Below are 17585 nucleotides of genomic sequence, written 5' to 3' on the forward strand. Positions count from 1 at the left end.
ATCAGTGTTTTTTGATCAGTGCTTTTTGATCAGCAGCTTTCCAGAGCCAGGGTGAGCGCTCCATCGCAGGCGTCACCATTTCGATCCTCCCAGCGCGCATCAACCTGGCGACGGCGTAGGGATGCGTCCACAGCCTGTTGAAGGGGCGCCAGATTTAGGAGTGCGCCACCTCGAGCGCAGAGCCTGGGTTGGGGGAGCCCCAGGGATAACGCCACGGCTTGAACGGCTTCAGCAAGGGCATTGCCGGAGCGGTTGAGAATGGCCGCGGCTTCAAGATTGCCTGCCTCAGCGGCGGCGGAGACGAGGGGTGCCAATTGGGCGAGCTGAGCTGGTTGGAAATCGGGTTGCACAACAAAGGCCTTGATCTCTTCTGCTGTGCGGCAACCAAGGACTTCCCACAACTGGTTGCGTAGGGGGCTGTCTGGGAGTCGGCCATCGGCCATGCGCAGACTGAGCTGGAGCCCCTGATGGCCGAGATCAAAGGCAGCCCCTGCTCCATCCAGTTGCCATCCCCATCCGCCACAACGCTGTTCAAGCCCGCTGTCGTTGCGTCCAACCACGACCATCCCCGTGCCACTGATCAGCACAATGCCGGCATCGTTGGGGAACGCTCCGCGCAGGGCTGTGCGCTCATCGCCAGTGGCGATGCAGTGCGCTTTTGGCAGCTCGAGACTGACTGCTAACAGATCTCTGGCGCGGTTCTGGAGTGCGGTGCCCTGCTCCACTCCGCTGGCCCCAACGGCCGCAGCGGCGATCTCTAGGCCGCTGGGATTGGCGGCTTGCAGGCTGCTGCGAATGGCCTCCATGAACCGTGTTTCGCCCCCGGCGGCTTGGAGGTGGCTGACGCCAGTGCCCTTGCCCTCGCCTAGCGGTTGCCAGGTTCCGTTGTGCCAACGGCTCAGCTTGCAGCGGCAATGGGTTTGGCCAGCATCGAAACCAGCCAAGATCAGGGCATCACTCATGGGTTGACGCTCATGGGTAGGTCTGGGTGGTCTTGTGGGCCTGACTCAGAGTTGCCAGGCAAAACCAACCGATGATTTGCACTTCTGGCCTGAAGAAAATGGTGTCCGTGGCGCCTTGGATGACCAGCCCGGCGATGGCGGCCAGGCACCCCAGCCAGGGCAATGCCAGAGCAGCCGATGAGCGCAGAGCTCTGAGACCGTTGCGAAAACTGGCTCCAGCCAACCCGAGCGCGGCGATTAGGCCTGGAATGCCAGTTTCCACAAGCAGCTCCAGGGGAACGGAATAGGCGCTCAGGGCATTGAACTTGGGCTGTTGATACAGGGGGTAAATGGCATTAAAGGCAGCGTTGCCGGGCCCGATGCCCAGCCAGGGGCGGTCTTGAATCATCTCCACTGCGGCCAACCACACGTTGATGCGGAAGTTGTTGGAGCTATCACCTCGACCAGATAGCAGGCTGGCAACCCGCGTGCGGATGGGATCCACCTGCGTGACTGCGATCGCCAGGGCTACACCAGCCACCACCAGCAGGGCGATCGGGACGAGACGTCGCCACAGTTTTGGCCAGCTGCGGATGGCACGCAGCACGAGCAGCAGGACCAACACCCCAAGGGCCGCGAGCATGCCCAGCCAGCCCCCGCGGCTGTAGCTGAACAGGGTGGCTGTGGCTCCCAAGCCCAGTGCAACAGCTGCATAGCAGCGTGCCCCCCAGCCCTGCCAGCGGATCAAGGCAACGAGTGCCAACGGCAGGATCGGTACCAGATATCCCGCCAGCAGATTGGGGTTGCCAAGGGGGCCGTAGATCCTGATCGTGCCTGCCGTGATGGAGTTGGGATCGGCCCAGCGCGCCAGCTCCTCGGTGGGTCCGTAAAGCTGGCGCAAGGCCATCACACTGGTGAGGACTTCGCCGGCCAGTAGCGCGGCCACGAGGCGGTCCCACCACTCGGGGCGCTCGGCCAGCAGCTGTCGCATCAGGGCATAGACGCCGAGGTAGCTGAGCAGCTTGATCAGGCCTTTCGCTGCTGCGGCTGGAACGGGGGAGAACCCCGTGGCCAGCACGGCGATGCCAAGAAACACGAGCACCCAAGCGCTGATGGCACCGATGCGTTGCGGCTGGCTCACGCTGGACCAGAGGATCCACAGCGCTCCGCAGGCCAGAACCACAATCCCGAGCCCTGTTCGGGTGAGGAAGGGAAGTCCTGCGAGGAGAACCATGAGCAGGATGCTTGCCCACCAGCTCAGGCGCCTGCGCTGCTGATCAGTCGCGGGAAGCAAGCCTTGCCAGCGCAGCAACAGGGGTGGTGGGGCCGGAGCCTCAGCCATGGGGAGTGGGTGCGGTGTCTTTGGAATTATCAACCTGTTGCCAAGCCAGCTCCAGATCCCTTAATGCTGGAAGCGCGGCATCCGTGCGCTCAAACAGCACGCGATAGGTGGGTTGTCCTTGCTCCTGGACGTAGCGCTCCCGTTCCGTCGCCACGGGCAATGGGTTGCTGGTTCGCCATGGCCGTTGATCGTCTTTCGGGCGTTCAAAGCAGTTTGAGAGCTCCACCAGGCTCACCATCGGTTCGATGACGGCCAACACATCACTTTGCAAAAAAAGCTGTCGGCCGGGATGGAGGGCTGAGGCGATGGCGAGCAACAGGGCAGGTTGCAGCACGCGGCGCTTGCGATGGCGTTGTTTGAACCAGGGATCGGGAAACTGAATGCTGACCAGGTGTAACTGGTCTGGTAGCAACGCTGCCATCCAAGCCTCGAGGCTGATATTGGCATTGCAAAATAAAAAATGAAGGTTGTGCTGCTGCTGCCGGTCGCGATCGCGTTGGGCGGTTTGCACCAGGGGCCGGCGGATCTCAACGCCGAGATGGTTACGCTCGGGTTGCAACGCCGCCAGCTCCAACAGAAAAAAGCCTCGAGCGCAACCAATATCGAGATGGATGGGCAGGTTGGGATGCTCGAACAGTTCCTGCGGCGCCGGGAGTTCCAGCGGCAACTGAAAAAAGCGGCTGAGGGGATTGACGTGCTGGCGCATCAGTCCTCAGCTGACGCCACAAGAGGTGCGTGGCGGAGCAAGCCCCAGCAAGCGGTGTAGCCATGCAGGTAGGTGGTGTTGCTTAAGGGGCCGATTTCGCCATTGCAGAACGCGCCGGCGATTGGCAGATCGGGCAGAACGTCGCGAGCGATGGAGACATCACCGTTGGCTTCTCCGAATAGCCCACTGCCTCGGCCGAGGCAGGCAAACAGCAGGCCACAGAGTGGCGGCGGCGAGGGGCAGCGTTCTTGGCTGGCCTCTAGTAGCTGGCGTGCCTCCAGCCTTGATGACTGGGCTTCTCTGAGCTGAAACTGCACGTGTTGGCCTGGACGGACCCGCTCAGCCACGGCGACGGCGCCATTGCGTGGGTCGACGCCAATGAGATTGCGAACCAAGAAATCGCTGGGGCACTCCTGCATCAAATTGCGACGTTCCACACCAAGGAAAAGGGAGTGCTGCACCAGCTCTCTGTCTTCCGCATTGAGATCGGCCAGGACCCGTTGCAAGCAGGCCACTGGCGTGTCGCGACGATCGCCATCGCTGAGTTCCAATAGGACGTTGCGTTGGGCTTGCTCAATCGCAAACACGGGACCAATTGGCCGGCAGCCCTGGGCAACGACCGGATCGAGAACCCAGTCGCCGCCGATGCTCACTCCAGCTGCACCGTTGATGATCTGACCATCGAAGAGCAGGGATCCATGACTGGCGTTGTGGGGGGGCGGCAATCCCCCCGATGATTGCTGCGTTGGGATAGGCGTAATCCAGGCCACTGATCAGGTCATTGATCGCTCCACAGCTGGGATCGATGAACAGCAGCAGAGATCGGCTGTCTGCCGGGTCAACGCTGACCCAGTCCTGCCAGTTTTGAACCGGCCCATCAAGATCTGGGAGAGAGCCGGTGTCGAGTTGAAACGGCTTCAGCTGAGCTCCGGGGAGATTTAAGAGGGTGATGCTGAGGGCCGTGGTCTGTTCCAGCTCTTGCGATCTCCCGGCACTATCCGTTCCAACCACGCCACCTCCAACGAAGCCAATCCAGTGTTCTGCCTGCAGTCGCTGGCTGAGCAGCGGAAGCAACCGTGGCAGATCGCTAGCGAATTGGCTGGACACAAACACCAGGGCTAAATCGCCTTTCTCCGAGCCGAGTTGATTGGTGACATCTTTCGTTGCCTCTTCCAATGAGGCACAGCCACTGAGTGCCGTGCGGCACTTGGCCTGGGCTCCGGAGCCTCGGAACCAATCGAGGGGGTTGAACGGAACCATGTGTTGGACCCTACCAATCTTGAGGGCTAGGTCGATGGCGTCGATAATGGCTCCAACTCGAACCTGCCTGGTGCCTGATCTCCCTTACCGCAGTTTGGTTTGGCTTACCTATCGCTTAGGCGCAACCTTTGCCCTCGGTGTTCCGCTTGTTCTGTTGATCTGGGCAGGGGTTCGGCGTGAGCCAGCCATGGTGCGCTTGCTGGGTCTCTACTGGAAAGTGGCAAGCCTGTTGCCCATCAGTGTGTTGCTGCTCACCGATCGGCGTCCGATCGGATATGTGATGGCCTTCATTGCACCGGTGCTGATGGCGGTTTCGGTGTGGTTCTGGGTGGATCTCAATGAAGAATTGGCCGACAGTGCACCAGGGAGTGCCCTTCCTCTGACCGTTCGTATCTGGCGCTGGGCACTCACTGGATTCGCCTTGCTTGCGGCGGGAATGTCAGCAACAGCATTGCGCTGTGTGGATCAACTGACAGGTGCTGAGTGCTTGGCCTGGCTGGAAGGTCCCCAGGGACTGCATCGTGTCGCGGAGCGTGTGTTCGATTTCGTCTTCGGTGGTCAGTGGAGTGAGGCTGTTGCCGCATTCATTGGCTATGTGGCGTTAGTGGCGTATGTGGTGGGGCTCCTCCAGTGGCTGCTCGTGCGCCTGCCGCGCCAGGGACGGGTGGCTGGTGAGTTCTGATTCGTTGTCGTTGCTGCCAGCCCTTGAAGCGATCAGTCGCGATCGCCCCGATCGAGTGTTGCGACTGCGAGGAACGGTGCAGTGTGCTGAAGGTGCGGAAGAAGCGCTGGAAGTGTTGATTTTTCGAGGTTTCAGCAGCTGCACCACCCATCCCACAGATTTCGATCCGGATCGAACCGTGCTTCCTGAGGGGGCGGTGATCCAAACCGCTGAATTGCTGCGCGGTCCACTGAACCCTCAGCAGGAGGAGCTGCTAATTGGGCCCCTACCTCCTGCGCAATTAAGCGAACCAGACCGCTGGATCTGATTCCTAGCGCCGTTCCAGCACGGACACGCAGCGACCGCACAAGCTGGGGTGATCGCTGTGCTGACCAATGTCACTTTCGTAGTGCCAGCAGCGCTCACACTTCTCCCCGCGAGACAGAGCTACTTCGATCACGGCGAGCTCGTTGTCATCACTGGCCAGCAATTCTGCCCAGGGCTCGCCTCCAATCTGCAACTGGGAGACGATGAGCCAATCGCGAAGGCCATCCACCTCTTGATCCCCCTTGCTTTGGAGCCAGTGGAGGGCGTCTTGCAGTGCGGGGGTGCGCGCTTCGAGGCGGACGGCCGCTTCCAGCGAGGCTCCCAGCTTGCGTTTGCTTCGGCATTCCTCCAACACCTTGTTCACCGCGGCACGCAGCTCGCGGAGCTCCCGCATCGGCGCTTGAAGGCTGTCATCGCGCCACTCCTCTGGAACGGAGGGCCAGCCACTTAGAAACACCGACTCAGTCCCGGTGGGATAGGGGATGTTCTGCCAGATGTCTTCCGCCATGTGGCAGAGCACGGGAGCGATGGCCGCGGCCAGACGTTCGATGATCAAAGCCATGACGGTTTGGCAGCTGCGGCGACGCTTGTCGTTGGGGGCGCTGACGTACAGCCGGTCTTTAGCAATGTCGAGATAGAAGTTCGAAAGATCGGCGACGCAGAAGTTCTGCAGAAGCTGGAAGAAGCGGAAAAATTCATAGGCTTCAAACGCTTCGCTGATCTGGTCGAGCACGGTTGCGGTGCGCTGCAACATCCAGCGATCGAGCAACGGCAAATCGCTGATGGCGATCGCATCGCGGCTTGGGACGAAGTCGTGCAGATTGCCGAGCAGGTAGCGCGAGGTGTTGCGCACTTTGCGGTAGACGTCTGACAGCTGCCGCAAGATGCCAGCACCGATCGGCACGTCGGCTGAATAATCCACAGAACTCACCCATAGGCGGAGCACATCGGCGCCGTAGGCGGGTTCTTGCTTTTGATTTTTGCCACCCTCGATGATCACCATCGGGTCCACAACATTGCCGAGGGATTTGCTCATCTTTCGGCCTTTCTCATCCAAGGCAAAGCCATGGGTGAGCACGGTCCGGTAGGGGGCCGTGCCGTTCACGGCCACCGACGTCAACAACGAGGACTGGAACCAGCCGCGATGCTGATCTGATCCCTCTAAGTACAGATCTGCGGGGTAGCTGAGACCGTCGCGTTGGCTCGATACGGAGGCCCAGCTGGAGCCGGAATCGAACCACACATCCATGGTGTCTGTGCCCTTACGCCAGAGATGCGCTTCTGCGCTGTGGCTGGAAGGGAGCAGATCAACCTCGTCTTTTTCCCACCAAATGTCGGCTCCGTGTTCTGCGATCAGCGCTTTGACATGGGCGATGGAGTCGGCATTGAGCAGAACATCGCCAGTTTCACGCTGGTAAAACACCGGAATGGGAACACCCCAGGTCCGTTGACGGGAAATGCACCAATCGCCCCGTTCGGACACCATCGATTCAATCCTGTTCCGGCCAGATGCCGGCAGCCATTGCACGCCATCGATGGCGGTTAGCGCCTCAGTGCGGAAGCCTTCCACAGAGGCAAACCACTGTTCCGTTGCTCTGAAGATCGTGGGCTTTTTCGTGCGCCAGTCGTAGGGATAGCGATGGCTGTAGTTCTCTTGAAGAAGCAGGGAACCGGAGTCCTCGAGCGCCGTGATGATCACGGCATTGGCATCCTTGAGCACGTTCAAGCCTTCGAAGGGGCCGGCCTCAGCGGTGAGGGTTCCGGCCTCATCCACTGGGCAGAGCACGGGTAGGCCATGCTTCCGCCCGGTGTTGAAGTCATCGACGCCATGGCCTGGGGCCGTGTGCACCAAACCCGTCCCCGATTCCGTGGTGATGTATTCCCCACCAACAACGATGGCGCTGCGGCGCTCGAGCAGGGGGTGGCTGTAGGTGATGCCAGCGAGATCGGCCCCCTTCACGGTGGCTTTGGCTTGAAGCGGGCGTTCAAGCTTGGTGGCGAGAGAATCGCAGAGTTCCGCGGCCACGATTAGGAGCCGTCCGTTGCCGTCATCCGCCAGGCAGTAGTCGAGGCGATCGTTGACCGACACCGCAAGGTTGGCGGGCAGGGTCCAGGGGGTGGTGGTCCAGATCGCCACCTGTAAGCCCTCACTTAGGGCGTTGCTCTCCGCGGGGACGTCCAATCCCTGCTCATTGAGCTTGCTGCGTAGGCCTTCGGGGAGATCCACCACAGGAAAGCCTACGTAGACGCTGGGACTGGTGTGTCCGTCGGGATATTCGAGTTCGGCTTCCGCCAGGGCTGTGCGTGAGCTGGGGCTCCAGTGCACGGGTTTGAGCCCTCGATAGATATGGCCCTTCAGCGCCATCGTCCCAAAGACGTCGATCTGAGCGGCTTCGTAGTCCTTATGCAGCGTGAGATATGGGTGTTCCCAGTCGGCCCAGATGCCCCAGCGCTTAAAGCCGGCCATTTGGCCGGCAACTTGCTTATGGGCGTAAGCCGCAGCTTTTTTGCGCAACTTGATCGGGGTGAGCGCTTGACGCTGCTCCTGGCTCATGGCCTGGAGCACTTTGAGCTCGATTGGGAGACCATGACAGTCCCAGCCAGGGACAAAACGCACCTTCCGGCCCTGCATCAGACGGTGCTTGTTGATGATGTCCTTGAGCACCTTGTTTAAGGCGTGGCCCATGTGCAGGGCGCCGTTGGCATAGGGCGGGCCGTCATGCAGGGTGAACACCGGACCGGGATTGTTGCGTCCCAACGCCAGGTCGATGCCTTTGTCTTTCCAGAAGGCTTGGAGTTCCGGTTCGCGGTGGATGGCATTGGCACGCATGCCAAAGCCCGTCTCCAGCAGGTTGAGGGTGTCTTTGTATGACGGGCGCTTATCAGCGTCCTGGCCTGTCTGCTGGGTCACGTTGGCGCTGTAGCAAAGAGAATTATCAGTCTTCGTCGGTGCGTGCTGTGTTGGAAGCTGAGTTGGAAGCGCTGTTAGAGGCAGTGTCCTTACTGCCGTCTTCGCTGCGATCCGTGCTCGCCTCAGCGCTGGTTCCGTTCAGGGCTTCATCTGGGGCTTCATCGCTGTTGGACGGTGGAGGTGCCTCCTGAGCTTCCAGGGATGGTTCTGGGCTGTCTGGGCGGACCCAGCGCTTCGGGCGTTTTGGCGTTGTGACTTGTGCTTCCGGTTTGACGGCGTCGTTGCTGTCGCCATCGCCACTGCTGTCGTCGTTGTTGTTGGCTTCTTTTTTTTCACCCGTTCCAGTTGTTTCCTTGATTTCGCCACCGGCAGGGGCGTCGAGGTCTGCCCCTGTGGATGACTCATCAGGGCGGACCCAGCGTTTGTTGGTTCCAGTTTTTGCGGCTGGTTTCAGGCTTTTGAGCGTGTCTGCCGTTGCGCTCACAAGGCTGGCCAAGACGGTGGTGAGTTGTTGCAGGCTGGTGGTCCAGCGTTCCCGGGAGCCAAGTCTTTGTCGTTCCTCATCACTGAGTTGTTGCCAGCGGGCCTGAGCGACTTCTGCTCCGAGGCGGCTGATCAGCAAGCCAGCGCAGGCCACTCCCAGCATGGGAGCGCCTCGTAGTCGATCACTGCTGGTCACGAGGACCAGGCCAAGCAGAAGAACGATGGCTCCCCAGGCGCCATCGCGGGGACGACTGAGTTCCGTGGCGAGCAGTGGCAGCAGCAGAACGGCGAGCCCCGCCAGCAAACAGAGATCTCCAGTAAGAGTGGCCAGCATCGATGGATGTGGGGACGACGTTGTCATCATTCTGGGTCGATGTTTAGGATTCGCTTCTGCCCATCTGGCGGAATTGGTAGACGCGCTGGTTTTAGGTACCAGTGACTTCGGTTGTGCGAGTTCAAGTCTCGCGGTGGGCATTCCTTTTCCTAGATTGGTGTTGCTTGTAGCAGCAGGCAACACAGGAATTTTTTGATGACTCAGGCACTCGCACAACCGGAGAGCTCGGGATCGACGCCCCGACTTCGGTCAGTGCCTAAGGAGTTTGTCGATCCACCGTCTGCATGGAACCCCACCGTTGGCCTGTTCTTGGGCGGGTACGGCTTGGCAGCTTTGACGACTTGGGGTTGGTTTGTGGGTGGTTGGCCGTTGCCCCTGCTGCTGATTGGCGGATTTTTAGCGCTCCATTTGGAGGGCACCGTCGTGCACGATGCCTGTCATAACGCGGCTCATCCAGTTCCTTGGGTGAACCAATTGATGGGGCACGGCTCAGCCTTGCTGTTGGGATTCAGTTTTCCTGTGTTTACACGGGTGCATCTACAACATCACTCACATGTGAATGATCCCAAGCATGATCCTGATCACATTGTGAGTACATTTGGCCCTCTCTGGTTAATTGCTCCCAGATTTTTCTATCACGAGTTTTTCTTCTTTCAACGAAAGCTCTGGAAGCGTTGGGAGTTGATGCAGTGGGGCTTTGAGCGCGCCATCTTCTTTACGATCATCGCTGCAGCGATTCGATTTGATTTTATAACTTTTATTTTTAATTGTTGGTTTGCTCCCGCGCTGATGGTGGGAGTCACGCTCGGTTTGTTTTTCGACTATTTGCCCCATCGTCCCTTCCTGTCGCGTAATCGTTGGCAGAACGCTCGTGTGTACCCGGGACGTACGATGAATTGGCTGATTATGGGCCAAAATTATCATTTAGTGCATCATCTTTGGCCTTCTATTCCCTGGTTTGAATACAAGCCTGCTTATGAGGCAACAAAGCCCCTTCTTGATGCAAAAAACTCTCCGCAAAGGTTAGGAATCTTTGAAACTCGGTCTGATGTCGTCAATTTCTTCTACGACATTTTGATCGGCGTGCGCAGTCACAAGCCGCGGGGAAGCAAGATGCGGCCGGTCGCCAAGCTTTTGCCCAGCAGGCGCTTGAAGAAAGCCTGGCTTTCGCTGTTGCGACGCACAGCCGTCACTCCGGCACGTATGCGTTTCTAGCTCGTAACGCGTGCGTGCCGCCTGTGCGGTTGCGGGTTGTGCTTTTTAGTCGGCGAGGATCTTGGGCACCCGGAAGAAGTCTCCTTCGCGCTGGGGGGCCTGGTCGAGCAGCTCTTGGCGCACATCTGTGTCCACAACGGTGTCTTCACGCGTTGCATTGACCACTTCCACAGCACGTGTAGTCGGTAAAACCCCCTCCGTGTCCACCGCTTGCAGCTGATCCACGTAATCGAGAATGCGCTCAAGCTGCCCCGTATAGGTGGCGATGGTGTCTTCAGGTAGGTCAAGGCGGGCAAGTTTGGCCACCTTGCGAACGTCGTCAGCGGTGATCTTGCTCATGCAGCGGAGAGAAAGGTTTCAAGATCTTCGCGCAGTGCCGAAACCGCCGTGGTCAGCAACTCTGCTCCATGTTCTGGTTTGGCGAGAAAGGGGTCAGAGCCCATGCGGCCATCGGGATAGCGGCGCCGAAAATCTGCTGGGCCGTGAATGGCTCCGCATGGTGCTGGTTCAGGTAGGGGCCTTTGCTTGGCCATAAGGCTGTCGTGAAGATGGAGGGTCACGGCGATTTCACTGGGAGTGGCATGTTGACCTTCGCGATTGCCATAGAGCTCTCGGGCCTGGCGCATCACAGGCCCTGCCATGAACCAGTTGGAGAGTCTGCAGCGCAATTTGGGTGCGACCGGTAGCCCTCTGCTGGCGGCCGTTCCATAGGCTTGGGCAAAGGCTGCTTTGGTGGTGGCCATGTTTCCTCCGTGGCCATTCACCACAAAGATTCGCTCGAACCCATGGGTGGCTAAGGACAGCACAAGGTCATGCATGACCGCCATTAGGGTGGCGGGCTGAAGACTCATCGTGCCCGCGAAGCCGAGATGGTGTTCGGCCATGCCATAGGCCTGAGCCGGGGTGACCAGCACTCCGCTGCGACGACCTAGCTCCAGCGCTACAGCTTCTGCTGTGAGAGCGTCAGTCCCAATCGCTCCAGTGGGTCCATGTTGCTCTGTGGAACCCAAGGGGATGATAATTCCTTTGCAGCCTTTCAAATAGGCCTCCACATCAGGCCAACTCTGGAGAGCCAAACGAATGGCTTCGGTGTTAGCTGCTGGGCCAGGCAGGGTGGCGTTCATGCCATCTCGATCAGTGGCTTGATGATCGCTCAGCTCGCGACTTAGTGCGCTGTGCCGTTGCCGTCGTACTTGTCGGTGTTGTAGTAGCCGCCTCTAGTACCGAAGTAAAAGGTGGCAATCACGAACAATCCGCTGCCAAAGACCAACACGGTCCCGAGATTGAAGCCGGAGAGGGCGGCGTCCATGGTTGGTAGGTCACTTCCCTAATCATGCCAACGTCTTGCCCGCTGAGTCGCCTTGGTGAGCTGATCGTCACCCAAGTAGCGCTGATTTCAGGGCATGATCTCCTTGCCATCTCCCTGAATATCCAACCAATCGCGCAACCAGGCGGTGAGCCAGATGAAGGGAAGGGTGTCAGCAAAAGCGGCAAGGGCTTTGAACAAATAGCCGCTGGCGATGAAAGCTCCCAGCTGAGGAAGAACGGCCTCTCCGGCGCGGATGGGCAACACATGCGCGGCGTAGTGGCTGATCAACACCACGGCACTGGTGTCCACCAATTGGCTCACCAAGGTGGAGCCGTTGTTGCGGAGCCAGAGGGCTTTGCCATTGGTGCGTTGTTTCCAAAAGTGGAACAAACGAACATCCACAAATTGGGCCGTGAGGTAAGCCGCCATCGACGCGCCGATGGAGCCAAAGGCCAGGCGTTGAATCTCGAAAAATGTGGATTCTGGAGCGCCATTCAGGCCTGGCATCAGGCCTCCAATCCACAGGATCAAAACCACCCATCCATTGAGCAAGAGGCCCACCCACACCACCTGAGTGGCCCTTTCCTCGCCCCACAATTCACTAATGAGATCGGTGCACAGAAAGGTCACGGGATAGGGGAGGGCGCCAACGGCCACCACGATCGGGAAGGACCCGATCTGCCCCAGAGCCAGAAACCTCGTTAGGCCAAGGATGTTGAGCATCCCCAGGGTGCCGAGAAAGAGCCCGGCCAGCACCAGAAACACCAGGTCTCGCCTGGCTTGGATTTGGCTTGTGGTGGTTGTGGGTGATGCCGACATGGATTCGTTGTTAACAGGGGTTGTAATCGCTGAAAGACAAATAATCCTGCCGCCAGTTTCGATCTGTTTGTTTTTTAGTCAAACGGCTTGTGCTGACACTCCAGCCTGGATGTTTTTGGCTTCCTGATGAAGGCTGACGTTCCAGCACAACGGATTGAACAATGGTTTGGATGGGTTTAGACCCAACTCCAATTAATTCACTATGAATGGAGTGATTCCTGAGAGTCAGTTTCAGTAGTAAGGGTTGTGCAAAAGGATTACGGATGACGAGGTCTTTGGTTGTGTAAGCGATCGCCGCATCTTCACCGAGCGCATAAAAGCGCTCTTCTCCGTAGGCATCGATGCTGTGATTGTGACGCTCAAGGATTGTGCAGCCACTGTGCAGAAACAGCTGATAGAGGTTGGTTGCGATCAGGCAAAGGCCCCCTCCGGCATCGGAGAGAACCTGCCCTTGCTTAAACACTGGTCCTGACCGATAGCCGTTTGCTTCTGATGGTTCGCCTAGGTGCTGAGAAAGGCTGAAGGCCTCCCCTGATTTCAAAAAGCGATTGTTAATTGCCTTGATGGCTAGGTGGAGATTGTGAAGGCGGTTGGTGCAGGTGATCTCATCCCCACGCGTTGGAATCGGCGTTGAGATTGTCTGCCAGCACGATGCTTTTAGTACGTGATTAAACAGTGAACAAGACCCTGAAAATCAGTGACTTAACTTTAAGTTATCCTAGCGTGGTTGTCCCAGTTCTTCGCCCATGCGGGTCGAATAAACTGCCAGCACCAGTCACATTTCCTACCGCCTCGTCTGAAAGCTCGGTAATCACGGATTGAGCTTTGTTGATGTCATCAGCAGAAATCATAAATCCCGCCTCTTTGGCAATGGCAATAACAGCATTGTCATCTGCAGCTGCTTTGTGCTTCTTCTGAAGACTGCTGTCGCCTTTGACCTTTTCGAGGAACGCTTTGAGTTGCTCTTCTGACATCAGGGAAAGAATGTAGATAATTCAATTGTCTCTTATTCAAGCAGCATTGTCAGACTTAGGTGAAGAAAGGTTGTCCCTCCAGCCACGCCTATAGCCACCCTGCGCATCGCCAAGGATTTCCCAGCTCTACCCAAATCCTTCTTCTGCCGTCCTGCAGAAGTTGTTGGACCTGAGTTGATTGGCTGTTTATTAGTGAAACGCCAACTTTCTGGGGAGTTGTTGTGGGGCGTGATTGTGGAGACGGAGGCGTATTCCCAGGATGAACCTGCCTGTCACGGCTACCGCCGCCGCTCACCGCAAAACGAAACGCTGTTTGGAGAGCCTGGGCGGTTTTATGTGTATGTGAGCTATGGCATCCACCACTGCGTGAATGTGGTGACGGGTCGCGCTGAATGGGCCAATGGGGTATTGCTTCGCGCTGTTGCCATGCCTGGCGAGCCTGAGCGGATAGCGGCAGGGCCTGGTTTGCTGTCTCGGCACTTTCAAATCAGCCGCCTTCATGACAACAGCTCCGCCTGTGGCGAGAATGAACTGTGGTTGGCCTCCAGGCCCTCCGTTCTCAACAGCCTTGAGCTTGTGACCACCACGCGGATCGGAATCACTCAGGCCCAGGATTTGCCCTGGCGTTGGTACTTGCGGGCCTCCCGCAGCGTGAGCCGGCGTGCCAAAGGTGATCGGATGCCTGCTATCAGTCAGGCCTTCATTCCAACCCTGGAGTGCAAGCGATGAGTGGTTGGTCGCACCGGCATGTGCTCGATTTGGCGGCGTTCTCGCGAGACGACTACGCCACCGTGCTCGAGCTTGCCCATCGTTTTCGCTCGATGCCGGTGACGGGCGCTCGCAAACTCCCGGCGTTGCAAGGGCGACTGGTTGCCACCTTGTTTTTTGAGCCCAGCACGCGCACGCGCAGCAGCTTTGAGCTTGCCGCGAAGCGCTTATCTGCTGATGTGCAGAGTTTTTCCCCGTCCAGCAGCTCTTTGAGCAAGGGCGAATCTTTGCTCGATACAGCGCGCACCTATGTCGCGATGGGGGCAGATGTGTTGGTGGTTCGCCATCGCTGCACCGATGTCCCCGCGCAGTTGGCCCATGAGCTTGATCAAGCAGGAGAGCGCACCGTTGTGCTGAATGGTGGGGATGGTCAGCACAGCCACCCCAGCCAGGGCTTGCTCGATCTCTATACACTCGCTCACCATTTTGATTCCCATCGCCCTCAACCCGAGGCCTTGCAGGGCAAGCGCATCGGGATTGTTGGCGATGTGTTGCATTCGCGCGTCGCGCGCTCCAACCTCTGGGCTCTCAGTGCCTGCGGCGCGGATGTGGTGCTGTGCGGGCCGCCCAGTCTTGTGCCCGATGCCTTCGCAGACTTCTTGGAAGCTCCGCCGCCTGGCCAAGCAGCTGATCCTCTCCCTCAGCGTGGAAGGCTGCAGATCAGCCGCAAGCTGGATGAATGCTTGTCGGGTGCGGACGCTGTGATGACGTTGCGTCTACAACAAGAACGCATGACCGATCATCTGCTCACGGATCTGGATCGCTATCACCGTGACTATGGGCTCACCCATGAGCGGTTGCGACGCTGCTCTTTTTCAGGCCCTGTACTGCATCCAGGCCCTGTGAATCGTGGGGTTGAAATGAGCGGTGCCCTTTTGGACGACCGCTCGATTTGCTTGGTGGAGGATCAAGTTCGCAATGGAATCCCGATCCGGATGGCGCTGCTTTATTTGATGGCGGCGTCTGATCCTGTGGCGGATTCATCGCGGGCTGCTTCGCCATCCTGAACACGCACACCAGACACGGACTTGGAGTAGTAATCCATGGCTGCTTTCAGTGCCGCATCTGGAGCGGCAATCGAGGGGCCACTGCCGCTGTTCATTGGGAACGGTGCGTCTGCAGAGTCGAGACCGATGTGCTGACATGGCATGCCTGTGAGCAGCATCGATGAACGTTGCTGCGACAGCACAGCGAACATCCACTTGATCAGCAAGGACCAGCGATTTTCCCGATCGGGCATGAAGGCCAGGTGTGCGGCGGCCCAAACCGCCCAACCTGGGCTCCCGCTGAATTTGAAGCCGTGGAGATCAGCAACGGCGGCAACACGATCCAGCACAGCCATGCTTCCGAAATCAAACCATTTGAAGTTCGGGCGCTGGCGTTCACCGATGATCGCGGCGATGTCCTTGCCGACGAAGCCCCCAGCTTGCGTTGCTGGGCCGGCCATGCCCGGTAGCGGATTGCCCGTGGAGGTGTGTTTGTAGCTGCAGAGATCGCCCACGACCCGAATCTCTGGATGGTCTTTCACGCTGAAGTCGGGTTCAACGATGACCCGACCGCCACGATCCAATGCACAATCGATCGAGGCGGCAAGGGTCTTGCCAAGGTGAGACGGGCGCACCCCGGCCGTCCAAATCACGGTTGCCGCTTGGATCGTTTGCTCCCCATCTGGAGTGCCAACGGTGACCTCTCCCGGCTGCATGCTCTGAACCCGCCCTTTGAAGAGGGTTTCTACCCCAAGAGATTCCAGTGTCTTTTGGGCAGAGGCCGATAGCGACTCAGGCATCGCCCTCAGCAAGCGATCGCCCGGGTCGATCACAATGATTCTTGAATCATCAGGATCGAGCTGTTTGAACTCACGGCGCATGGCATTGCGCATTAATTCGGAGGTGGCACCTGCCATTTCGCACCCCGTAGGGCCCCCTCCCACAATCACCACGGTTTGAAGAAATTTGCGCGCCGCTGGATCAGGTGTTTGCTCTGCCTGCTCCATGGCCATTAGCAAGCGACGACGAATCTCCTGGGCATGCTCAAGAATTTTCATCGGTGGCGCAAAGGTGCGCCATTCTTCATGGCCGAAATAGGTGCTGCCTGAGCCCGATGCCAGCACTAAATGGTCGTAGCTGATGACCTTTTCGCTGAAATTGATTTGTCGCTTCTTGGCATCTAATCCCTTCACTTCCCCGAGCAGGACCTGAACATTGCGCTGCTTGCCAACGAGCTGTCGTAGGGGTGTTGCCACATCTCCGGGAGCGACGAGCCCCGTTGCCACTTGATAGAGAAGCGGCTGGAACAGGTTGAAATTGCGCTTGTCGATCAAGGTGATGCGCACCTCTGCCTGGGCAAGTGCTTTGCAAGCGCGAACTCCAGCAAAGCCTCCTCCCACGATCACCACATGAGGGGCGTTGCGAAGACGTTCTTCTGGTGGTTCGAGCTCGAGGAAGAAATGCTCAGCAGTCATGGTCCACTCAACAGCAGAACTGTAGTCAGGCTATGAATGCCTATCAAAATTGTCTGGATTTGTACGTTCTTTAAAGCAACTTGAATCCTTCCAATAAAAGGCCGTACAGCAAGCCAATGCGTGCCATATCCAACAGATCACGTCCCAGATGTTTTTGTTGATCTCGCGCCCAATGCCGTCTGGTTCGGACCATCAGCTCCCAGATCGCCACAGTGATGAGAGCGGCCACTGGATCCATCAAGGCCAAAGCACCAGCAATGGCTCCAATGCTGTTACCTAAGGCAAAGCTGGCACCAAGAGCGATCAGCATCAACGATGCTCGCCGCCATGGATTTTCAGCCCACCGATCAAGCCTTGAAGTGGCTTCTCCGAAACTGATTTGAAGTCGAGTCTTTTGCAGTCGAGCGGTCATGAATGGAACCCCTCAAGCCTCATCATCACAGGTGTGCCACCAATTGATCCCCATCACCCGGCCGACAACCTGCCACGAACGAAAATACTCGATACTTATTAGTTTCCTGTATCAATTGCTGGTTTTTGAGCATTTCCTGTTGAATCAAGATTTGCTTCAAGTTGGCCACCCAGCAGGACCGCATTCAGTCGGAATCTGCTTTCGCTTTGCGAGATGATTTGCCCTCCAGTAGCTCAAGCAAGGCCTCCATCTGGGCCATGACCCCTCTTACCTCACCTGCTTCAGGGAGGAGTCCGTCCTCCATCACGCCTTGATGCATTTCGCGCAGCTCTTGGCGGATATAGCGCAGGTGGCTAACCACCTGTTCTCGTTTGGATTGCGACATCGTTTATAGGCTCAGCTCACATCCCTTTTACCGCATGGTCGTTCCGACTGGCGTCAGCGACGGCTCAGCCCACCAGCCAGGGCGATCAGGCCATAGGTGATCAAGGCACTGGGTCTGGCTAATATCGAGGCTAAAACAAGAACAAAAAGGCCTGCAAACAGGGGCAAATGTCTTGTGAATTGAGTGCTTGTCGGGACCATCAGCAAGACTCCAGCGCCGAGGGCTGGACGTCCTGTACGCCGACAGCCCTCACGATGAATGGATGCATGTCAAGGCC

The 17585-nt window shown here is 58.1% G+C and carries 20 protein-coding genes, 1 tRNA gene and 1 pseudogene; 6 read left to right on the forward strand and 16 right to left on the reverse strand.

Annotated features, from left to right (window positions below):
• Positions 1-29: 29 nt before the first annotated feature.
• The 4 genes and pseudogenes from SynROS8604_RS02240 to SynROS8604_RS02255 all read right to left on the reverse strand — a co-directional run bounded on the left by SynROS8604_RS02240 (position 30) and on the right by SynROS8604_RS02255 (position 4249).
• Complete coding sequence (locus SynROS8604_RS02240) at positions 30-962, reverse strand: BadF/BadG/BcrA/BcrD ATPase family protein (RefSeq protein ID WP_186544994.1); 933 nt, start codon at positions 960-962, stop codon at positions 30-32.
• 10 nt (positions 963-972) lie between these two features.
• A complete protein-coding gene (locus SynROS8604_RS02245; RefSeq protein WP_186544995.1) occupies positions 973-2283 on the reverse strand; it encodes an IctB family putative bicarbonate transporter in 1311 nt (436 codons plus the stop codon).
• On the reverse strand, positions 2276-2989 hold the full coding sequence (gene trmB / locus SynROS8604_RS02250; RefSeq protein ID WP_186544996.1) for a tRNA (guanosine(46)-N7)-methyltransferase TrmB: 714 nt from the start codon (positions 2987-2989) through the stop codon (positions 2276-2278). Before trmB ends, SynROS8604_RS02245 begins: the two co-directional genes overlap by 8 nt.
• Positions 2989-4249: pseudogene (locus tag SynROS8604_RS02255) on the reverse strand (FIST N-terminal domain-containing protein). Before SynROS8604_RS02255 ends, trmB begins: the two are co-directional and overlap by 1 nt.
• 70 nt (positions 4250-4319) lie before the next feature.
• Between SynROS8604_RS02255 and SynROS8604_RS02260 the strand changes: the two are divergent.
• Positions 4320-4931, forward strand: coding sequence for a DUF3177 family protein (locus tag SynROS8604_RS02260; RefSeq protein WP_186544997.1), 612 nt, complete (start codon positions 4320-4322; stop codon positions 4929-4931).
• Complete coding sequence (locus SynROS8604_RS02265; protein ID WP_186524506.1) at positions 4921-5238, forward strand: hypothetical protein; 318 nt, start codon at positions 4921-4923, stop codon at positions 5236-5238. The genes SynROS8604_RS02260 and SynROS8604_RS02265 overlap by 11 nt, the downstream gene beginning before the upstream one ends.
• A 3-nt stretch (positions 5239-5241) precedes the next feature.
• Here the strand turns inward: SynROS8604_RS02265 and ileS are convergent, their stop codons facing one another.
• Positions 5242-8148 (reverse strand): isoleucine--tRNA ligase, encoded by a 2907-nt coding sequence (ileS, locus tag SynROS8604_RS02270; RefSeq protein WP_186544998.1) that lies wholly within the window; start codon positions 8146-8148, stop codon positions 5242-5244.
• 25 nt (positions 8149-8173) lie between these two features.
• Entirely contained in the window at positions 8174-8965 is a 792-nt protein-coding gene (locus tag SynROS8604_RS02275) for a Ycf66 family protein (RefSeq protein WP_186544999.1), read from the reverse strand.
• A gap of 58 nt (positions 8966-9023) precedes the next feature.
• Between SynROS8604_RS02275 and SynROS8604_RS02280 the strand changes: the two genes are divergently transcribed.
• Both SynROS8604_RS02280 and crtR read left to right on the forward strand, forming a co-directional pair.
• Positions 9024-9105, forward strand: a tRNA-Leu gene (locus SynROS8604_RS02280).
• A 55-nt stretch (positions 9106-9160) separates the two neighbouring features.
• Entirely contained in the window at positions 9161-10180 is a 1020-nt protein-coding gene (crtR, locus tag SynROS8604_RS02285) for a beta-carotene hydroxylase (protein ID WP_186545000.1), read from the forward strand.
• Positions 10181-10225: 45 nt separating this feature from the next.
• Here crtR and gatC read toward each other — a convergent pair whose 3' ends face one another.
• The 6 genes from gatC to SynROS8604_RS02315 form a co-directional block, all read right to left on the reverse strand.
• Entirely contained in the window at positions 10226-10519 is a 294-nt protein-coding gene (gatC, locus tag SynROS8604_RS02290; protein ID WP_186545001.1) for an Asp-tRNA(Asn)/Glu-tRNA(Gln) amidotransferase subunit GatC, read from the reverse strand.
• Complete coding sequence (locus SynROS8604_RS02295) at positions 10516-11304, reverse strand: creatininase family protein (protein WP_186545002.1); 789 nt, start codon at positions 11302-11304, stop codon at positions 10516-10518. Before SynROS8604_RS02295 ends, gatC begins: the two co-directional genes overlap by 4 nt.
• A gap of 41 nt (positions 11305-11345) precedes the next feature.
• Positions 11346-11489: a hypothetical protein gene (locus tag SynROS8604_RS02300; RefSeq protein WP_006853653.1), complete on the reverse strand. Its 144-nt coding sequence runs from the start codon at positions 11487-11489 to the stop codon at positions 11346-11348.
• 87 nt (positions 11490-11576) lie between these two features.
• Positions 11577-12308: a queuosine precursor transporter gene (locus tag SynROS8604_RS02305; RefSeq protein WP_186545003.1), complete on the reverse strand. Its 732-nt coding sequence runs from the start codon at positions 12306-12308 to the stop codon at positions 11577-11579.
• Between the two features lie 10 nt (positions 12309-12318).
• Complete coding sequence (locus SynROS8604_RS02310; protein WP_186545761.1) at positions 12319-12984, reverse strand: VanW family protein; 666 nt, start codon at positions 12982-12984, stop codon at positions 12319-12321.
• Between the two features lie 37 nt (positions 12985-13021).
• Positions 13022-13282: a Nif11-like leader peptide family natural product precursor gene (locus SynROS8604_RS02315; RefSeq protein ID WP_186545004.1), complete on the reverse strand. Its 261-nt coding sequence runs from the start codon at positions 13280-13282 to the stop codon at positions 13022-13024.
• A gap of 105 nt (positions 13283-13387) precedes the next feature.
• Between SynROS8604_RS02315 and SynROS8604_RS02320 the strand changes: the two genes are divergently transcribed.
• The gene (locus SynROS8604_RS02320) at positions 13388-14011 is read left to right on the forward strand and encodes a DNA-3-methyladenine glycosylase (protein WP_370586577.1); all 624 of its coding nucleotides are present in this window, start codon (positions 13388-13390) and stop codon (positions 14009-14011) included.
• Positions 14008-15057: an aspartate carbamoyltransferase catalytic subunit gene (locus SynROS8604_RS02325; RefSeq protein WP_186545005.1), complete on the forward strand. Its 1050-nt coding sequence runs from the start codon at positions 14008-14010 to the stop codon at positions 15055-15057. Before SynROS8604_RS02320 ends, SynROS8604_RS02325 begins: the two co-directional genes overlap by 4 nt.
• Here SynROS8604_RS02325 and SynROS8604_RS02330 read toward each other — a convergent pair.
• The 4 genes from SynROS8604_RS02330 to SynROS8604_RS02345 form a co-directional block, all read right to left on the reverse strand.
• A complete protein-coding gene (locus tag SynROS8604_RS02330; RefSeq protein ID WP_186545006.1) occupies positions 14997-16511 on the reverse strand; it encodes an NAD(P)/FAD-dependent oxidoreductase in 1515 nt (504 codons plus the stop codon). The genes SynROS8604_RS02325 and SynROS8604_RS02330 overlap by 61 nt on opposite strands.
• A gap of 70 nt (positions 16512-16581) precedes the next feature.
• Positions 16582-16923: a DUF565 domain-containing protein gene (locus SynROS8604_RS02335; protein ID WP_038013984.1), complete on the reverse strand. Its 342-nt coding sequence runs from the start codon at positions 16921-16923 to the stop codon at positions 16582-16584.
• A 184-nt stretch (positions 16924-17107) separates the two neighbouring features.
• Positions 17108-17308: a hypothetical protein gene (locus SynROS8604_RS02340; RefSeq protein ID WP_006853639.1), complete on the reverse strand. Its 201-nt coding sequence runs from the start codon at positions 17306-17308 to the stop codon at positions 17108-17110.
• 53 nt (positions 17309-17361) lie between these two features.
• Positions 17362-17514: a hypothetical protein gene (locus tag SynROS8604_RS02345; RefSeq protein WP_222930142.1), complete on the reverse strand. Its 153-nt coding sequence runs from the start codon at positions 17512-17514 to the stop codon at positions 17362-17364.
• Positions 17515-17585 lie beyond the last annotated feature (71 nt).

This window comes from Synechococcus sp. ROS8604, from assembly GCF_014279655.1.
GTDB lineage: Bacteria > Cyanobacteriota > Cyanobacteriia > PCC-6307 > Cyanobiaceae > Synechococcus_C.

Excerpts from the sequence above, each read along its gene's own strand:
- SynROS8604_RS02295 (WP_186545002.1), bottom strand. The coding sequence starts at position 11,304 with ATGAACGCCACCCTGCCTGGCCCAGCAGCTAACACCGAAGCCATTCGT.
- SynROS8604_RS02275 (WP_186544999.1), bottom strand. The coding sequence starts at position 8,965 with ATGCTGGCCACTCTTACTGGAGATCTCTGTTTGCTGGCGGGGCTCGCC.
- SynROS8604_RS02335 (WP_038013984.1), bottom strand. The coding sequence starts at position 16,923 with ATGACCGCTCGACTGCAAAAGACTCGACTTCAAATCAGTTTCGGAGAA.
- SynROS8604_RS02315 (WP_186545004.1), bottom strand. The coding sequence starts at position 13,282 with ATGTCAGAAGAGCAACTCAAAGCGTTCCTCGAAAAGGTCAAAGGCGAC.
- SynROS8604_RS02305 (WP_186545003.1), bottom strand. The coding sequence starts at position 12,308 with ATGTCGGCATCACCCACAACCACCACAAGCCAAATCCAAGCCAGGCGA.
- SynROS8604_RS02245 (WP_186544995.1), bottom strand. The coding sequence starts at position 2,283 with ATGGCTGAGGCTCCGGCCCCACCACCCCTGTTGCTGCGCTGGCAAGGC.
- trmB (WP_186544996.1), bottom strand. The coding sequence starts at position 2,989 with ATGCGCCAGCACGTCAATCCCCTCAGCCGCTTTTTTCAGTTGCCGCTG.
- SynROS8604_RS02300 (WP_006853653.1), bottom strand. The coding sequence starts at position 11,489 with ATGGACGCCGCCCTCTCCGGCTTCAATCTCGGGACCGTGTTGGTCTTT.
- SynROS8604_RS02325 (WP_186545005.1), top strand. The coding sequence starts at position 14,008 with ATGAGTGGTTGGTCGCACCGGCATGTGCTCGATTTGGCGGCGTTCTCG.
- SynROS8604_RS02340 (WP_006853639.1), bottom strand. The coding sequence starts at position 17,308 with ATGTCGCAATCCAAACGAGAACAGGTGGTTAGCCACCTGCGCTATATC.
- gatC (WP_186545001.1), bottom strand. The coding sequence starts at position 10,519 with ATGAGCAAGATCACCGCTGACGACGTTCGCAAGGTGGCCAAACTTGCC.
- crtR (WP_186545000.1), top strand. The coding sequence starts at position 9,161 with ATGACTCAGGCACTCGCACAACCGGAGAGCTCGGGATCGACGCCCCGA.
- SynROS8604_RS02240 (WP_186544994.1), bottom strand. The coding sequence starts at position 962 with ATGAGTGATGCCCTGATCTTGGCTGGTTTCGATGCTGGCCAAACCCAT.
- SynROS8604_RS02330 (WP_186545006.1), bottom strand. The coding sequence starts at position 16,511 with ATGACTGCTGAGCATTTCTTCCTCGAGCTCGAACCACCAGAAGAACGT.